This window comes from Acidocella facilis ATCC 35904 (assembly GCF_000687875.1).
Lineage (GTDB): Bacteria > Pseudomonadota > Alphaproteobacteria > Acetobacterales > Acetobacteraceae > Acidocella > Acidocella facilis.
Genome location: NZ_JHYG01000035.1, coordinates 1 through 4,821, shown reverse-complemented (window position 1 = coordinate 4,821; position 4,821 = coordinate 1). Strand labels below are relative to the sequence as shown.

Here is a 4,821-nt window from a genome sequence, read left to right as displayed (position 1 = left end):
GCATGACTGTCCCTTGGCCGCGCCTTTGATTGAGAAAACCAAGAAGGCGAAAAAATTTCTCGCCGACAAAGCCTACGATAGCGCCGAATTACGAGGCAACTTGAAAAAGCGCGGGACGAAGGCCGTCATCCCGAACAAACGTAACCGCAAGCGGCCGTACAGCTTCAGCAAGACATCCTATAAAGAGCGGCATAAAATCGAGAATGCGTTCTGCCGCCTCAAAGATTTCAGACGGATCGCAACCAGATATGACCGGCTGGCCATCAATTTTGCCGCATCAATCTACCTCGTGGCAGCGGTCGTCTGGTGGGTGTTATGAGTCTGGACCCTAATTTCCCTCCATCAGCAGCGCGTCGTTATTCGCCGGGCTGTTCACCCGGCAGCTGACGGGCCAAGCTTTGAGACCTTCATCGCCTGCGGGCCGCAACAACTCCCCTGCATCTCCTTCTTCATCACCCAGCCACAGTGGCCAATTCCCAGCTTCCACGATCACCGGCATCCGGTCATGGATCGGCCGGGCTATTTCATTGGCGCTGGTCGTGATGAGGGTAAAACTGCGCAGCCTGGCACCCCCATCTCTCTGCCAGACATCCCACAGCCCAGCCAACATCATCGGGGCGCCATCCTTGCGGGCAAAGGCGTAAGGCTGCTTGCCGTCGGGTGCTGCCTGCCACTCGTAATAGGCATCCGCCGGTACCAGGCAGCGATTATGGGCAACGGCTGCTCGGAACATCGGTGATGTCGCCACCGTCTCAGCGCGCGCATTGATCGGCTTGCGCTCGGTTTTTAGGTCATCCTCCCAGTGCGGCACAAAGCCCCAAGTGAGCAGGTCAAGATGCCGTTCTCCCGTCTTGGGGTGCCGCCGCACCGCCATGGCCTGCTGGCTGGGCGCAATATTCCAGCTCGGCGCCCCGTTTGGCACCGGGTTCACCGCCTTGACCATCCGGGCGATTGCCTCGGGTGGCATGGTACTCACAAAACGCCCGCACATACGCGGAGCCTACCCCGCTACGCCCGGTTTGCAATCCTGAGTCATTTCAGCTTGCTGGCAGCAAATGTTCACTATATGTTCTATCCCTGCATTGAGCATACGGAGTCGGGTTATGAACTACAACGGGGGCAACACCACCGGCTTTGCCTCCCCTGCCGGAGACAACCTCGAAGGCCGGATCGACCTCGCCGCCATGCTCGACCTCTCACGCCCCAGCCGCTACCCGGTGCGTGTCGCGGGGGATGCACTCGCCTCGCGTGGCATTTTCGCGGGCGATATTTTAATCGCGGATGCCGCCTCGCCCCCAGCCCACGGCAAGGTCGCGGTGGTCATGCTCAACGGCACAGTCCTGGTCGGCCAACTCGCCTATCGCCAGCAGCAATGGTGGCTGGCCTCCGGCACCCAAGGCACCGCCCCGGTGGCCGTCACGGGCGATGATGCCGAGATCTGGGCCGTGGTCACCGGCCTCATCCGCACGCAAGTGTAAGCCATGCCGGTATTCGGGTTGATTGACGGCAACAGCTTTTACTGTTCCGCCGAACGGGCCTTCGCGCCCGAACTGCGCGGCATCCCGCTGGTGGTGCTGAGCAACAATGACGGCTGCGCCATCGCCCGCACCGCCGAGGCCAAAGCGCTCGGCATTAAAATGGGCGAGCCTTGGCACCTCGCTTTACGCCGGCCCGCGTGCAAGCAAGTCGAATGGCGCTCCAGCAATTATCCACTTTATGGCGATATGAGCCGGCGCATGTACGAGGTTTTGGCCGCCCGCGTGCCCCAGGTGGAGCCCTACAGCATCGATGAGATGTTTCTCGACCTCACCGGCCTGCCCGATCTGGAAAATTTCTGCCGCCGCCTGCGCGATGATGTCCGCCGCCTGGCCAAAATCCCCACCTGTGTGGGCATCGGCCCCACCAAAACCATCGCCAAACTCGCCAACCGCATCGCCAAGGATGATTTTTCGCTGCGCGGCGTGTGCGATTTGCGTGACCCCGCAACCCGCGCCAACTGCTACGCGCAATCACCGCTCAGCATGGTTTGGGGCATCGGCGGCAAAACCGCCGAAAAACTCAACAAATTAGGCATCACCAGCATCGCCGATTTCGTGAGGCTGGCGCCCGAACAGGTGCGCGAGCTGCTCACCGTCACCGGCGCGCGCGTGCAGGCCGAATTGCGCGGCCAAAGCTGCATTCCGCTCACACTAATGCCACCACCGCGCCAGGCCATCGCCGTAACCCGCTCTTTCGGTCGGTTGATCACCTCCTGGGACGAGTTGCGCGAGGCCGTGGCCGCCTTTGCCACCCGCGCCGCCGAGAAGCTGCGGGTTGACGGGCTGCAAGCCGGTCATCTCTCGGTATTCGCTCACACCAACCCGCATAATGGCGATGCCTGGTACAGCGCTAGCCGCGCCGCACAGATCGAACCAACCGCCGACACATTGGCCCTGATCACCGAGGCGGTGCGCCTGCTGCGCGCCGTCTGGCGACCAAATTTCCGGTATTTCAAAGCTGGCATCATGCTGGGCGATTTGGCACCCGCCCAGCAGCAAAGCGGGCTTTTCAACACCCGAGACGCGGTCAAATCCGCCCGCGCCATGGCGGCACTCGACGCCGTCAACGCCCGTTTCGGGAGCGGCACGCTGCGCCCGGCGGCAACCGGCATGATCAAAACCTGGGCCGGCCGCCAGGCACGGCACTCACCACGTTACACCACAAGCGCCGAGGAGATGCTGGTGGCTCAGGCGTTTTGAACGGATGATGAATATGATTAAGCGGGGCCAAGCCCCTGGTTGCGCACCCGCAAGGGGTGCGCTTCTGGGCGATCCGCCAAGCGGATCGCTGCCTGGTCGGCCCCACAGCCTCCCCAAACTGGTGTGGCATTACCCTGTATTTTCGGCGGTCAGTACCCCTGGCGTCAAATCCTCATCCACAACCAGCTCTGTGCGTACCGCCTTCTCTGGCCGCCCAGTTTTGCCGCCACCCTTCCCTTTTCCATTGCCGCCAGCTCCGGCTTTCGCGATCTTCTCCGCCGCCTTCGCGGCCTTCGGGCGCATCACGTTGATTGCAGCGGCATCAAGCGTATTCTTGATGTGCGCGGCGTAATGCTTCTCAATCATCTCCACACTGGTGCGGCAATTTTTGGCGATCTGATAAATATCAGCACCCTCCATCAGCCGCAGGCAGATGTATGTGTGCCGCAAACTGTAAGCCGTGCGCGGCTTGCCGTCCCGATCAGCCTTTAACTTGGCTTTGGCCAATATCCGGTTGAACAATTTCAACTGCCCGCCTTGCGGGAACACCTTGTCGGTCGGCTCCGGCAACTCCACCGGCAGCGGCGCGTTCGGGTTCTTCAAGCTCCGGCTGCGTTTTTGCTTACCGCGCGTCGGCTTCGGCCGGTTCAACAACCGCTCATAAGGCCGCACCGCCCCCGGCGTACTCTTACAAAACCCCACCCCGCGCTTGCCACGCACCTCGATCTCCAGAATCGTCTGCCCCGTGGCATGGTCGGTCACGATCGACACATCACGGTGCTGAAGATTTCCGGCTTCATCGGGCCGCAGCCCGGTATTGCCCATGAACAGGATGTAGTCGTGCATCTGCTCGGCATTCCACCGGTACTGCGGCTGCGGCGGATTGCGCGCCCAGTTCCGCGAGGCCGTATAAAGCTGCTTATATTCCTCGGGGCTGAACCAGGGCCGGTGCACCACTTTGCCCTGCGTTTTATAGGGCGGCGCCAGATCCGGCAGATGCGTCAGCCAGCCATGCCGAATCGCCGCCTTCAACACCAACCGCAGCGTCACCACCTCATCATGCAGCGTACTACGCGCCGGCGGTTTGGCCTTGGCCTTCGTCGCCGTCTCAATCCGGTGCACCCGGTAATCCTGCACGGTCCCGGGCGTGACCTCCGACAACCCCATCTTCCCAAAGAACGGCAACAGATGCAGGCGCAGCCGAATCTGATGCCCTTGCACCCATTTGGGCGAGCGCTCGCCCTCGGTGATGACTTCATATTCGCGGGTAAATTTCTCCGCCGCATCCTGTACGGTCTTTTCCGTCACCAACGTGCCGGCGGCTTCTTTTCCACAGAGTCCCAGATACCAATCCTGCGCCACTTTGGTTGCGAGATTGACGTTTTCTTGTTTGGTGGTGGCCCGCCATTGCTTGGCCCCGACGGAGGCCGAGCATTGCCAGAACCGGCTATTGCCGCGCCGGTAGAGCTGCAGCTTGCCACCTAGCAGCGTCAGATGATTATCCATCGAACACCCTCAACATAGGGGGCCGCGGGAACGGGGTATTCGGATCAAGGCGCCCGGCACACAGCCTCGGTTGCACTGAGTAAAATCTTTACAACCGCGTGGGTTGTCAGGTTTTTACCGGCAGGTGACTATGTGTTAACACTGTGCTAGGCGTTTAGAACACCAAAAGCCACCTTGCGGTGGCTTTAAGCTATTGATTTAGTTTGATTTAGTGGTTGCGGGACCTGGATTTGAACCAGGGACCTTCAGGTTATGAGCCTGACGAGCTACCGGGCTGCTCCACCCCGCGTCACCGAGTAAAAAACCGCCCTTGGTGTCCCTTGGGCGGTTTTTTATTTTTGTATTGATAGGCTGGAAGACCTGGCGGCGACCTACTCTCCCGTGCCTTAAGACACAGTACCATTGGCGCTGGGGATTTTCACGTCCGAGTTCGGGATGGGATCGGGTGTAGGCTCCCCGCCAGAGCCACCAGGTCGTCCAGCCTATCAATATATGCTGTCTGGTTGAGGTTTTGGTGTGTGTGATCTCGTTTGCTTTTGTCCATGTCAGCGTATCGTCCGGATGGATGATTGCTGCT

The 4,821-nt window shown here is 60.4% G+C and carries 5 protein-coding genes, 1 tRNA gene and 1 rRNA gene; 3 read left to right on the top strand and 4 right to left on the bottom strand.

Annotation, left to right across the window (positions count from 1 at the left end):
- Window positions 1-319 (top strand): transposase (locus T331_RS0116585; RefSeq protein ID WP_155992764.1); only part of this gene is annotated, 319 nt, incomplete at its 5' end.
- A 9-nt stretch (window positions 320-328) separates the two neighbouring features.
- On the opposite strand, the gene T331_RS0116580 is transcribed toward T331_RS0116585, so the two are convergent.
- A complete protein-coding gene (locus T331_RS0116580; RefSeq protein ID WP_026440830.1) occupies window positions 329-991 on the bottom strand; it encodes an SOS response-associated peptidase in 663 nt (220 codons plus the stop codon).
- 112 nt (window positions 992-1,103) lie between these two features.
- On the opposite strand from T331_RS0116580, the gene T331_RS0116575 reads away from it, so the two are divergent.
- Together T331_RS0116575 and T331_RS0116570 are read left to right on the top strand one after the other, a co-directional pair.
- On the top strand, window positions 1,104-1,478 hold the full coding sequence (locus T331_RS0116575) for a LexA family protein (protein ID WP_026440829.1): 375 nt from the start codon (window positions 1,104-1,106) through the stop codon (window positions 1,476-1,478).
- 3 nt (window positions 1,479-1,481) lie between these two features.
- Entirely contained in the window at window positions 1,482-2,738 is a 1,257-nt protein-coding gene (locus T331_RS0116570) for a Y-family DNA polymerase (protein ID WP_026440828.1), read from the top strand.
- Between the two features lie 129 nt (window positions 2,739-2,867).
- Here T331_RS0116570 and T331_RS18870 read toward each other — a convergent pair whose 3' ends face one another.
- The 3 genes from T331_RS18870 to rrf all read right to left on the bottom strand — a co-directional run bounded on the left by T331_RS18870 (window position 2,868) and on the right by rrf (window position 4,717).
- A complete protein-coding gene (locus tag T331_RS18870; protein ID WP_211248761.1) occupies window positions 2,868-4,100 on the bottom strand; it encodes a tyrosine-type recombinase/integrase in 1,233 nt (410 codons plus the stop codon).
- Window positions 4,101-4,456: 356 nt separating this feature from the next.
- A tRNA-Met gene (locus tag T331_RS0116560) sits at window positions 4,457-4,533 on the bottom strand.
- A gap of 69 nt (window positions 4,534-4,602) precedes the next feature.
- Window positions 4,603-4,717 (bottom strand): 5S ribosomal RNA (gene rrf, locus T331_RS0116555).
- Window positions 4,718-4,821 lie beyond the last annotated feature (104 nt).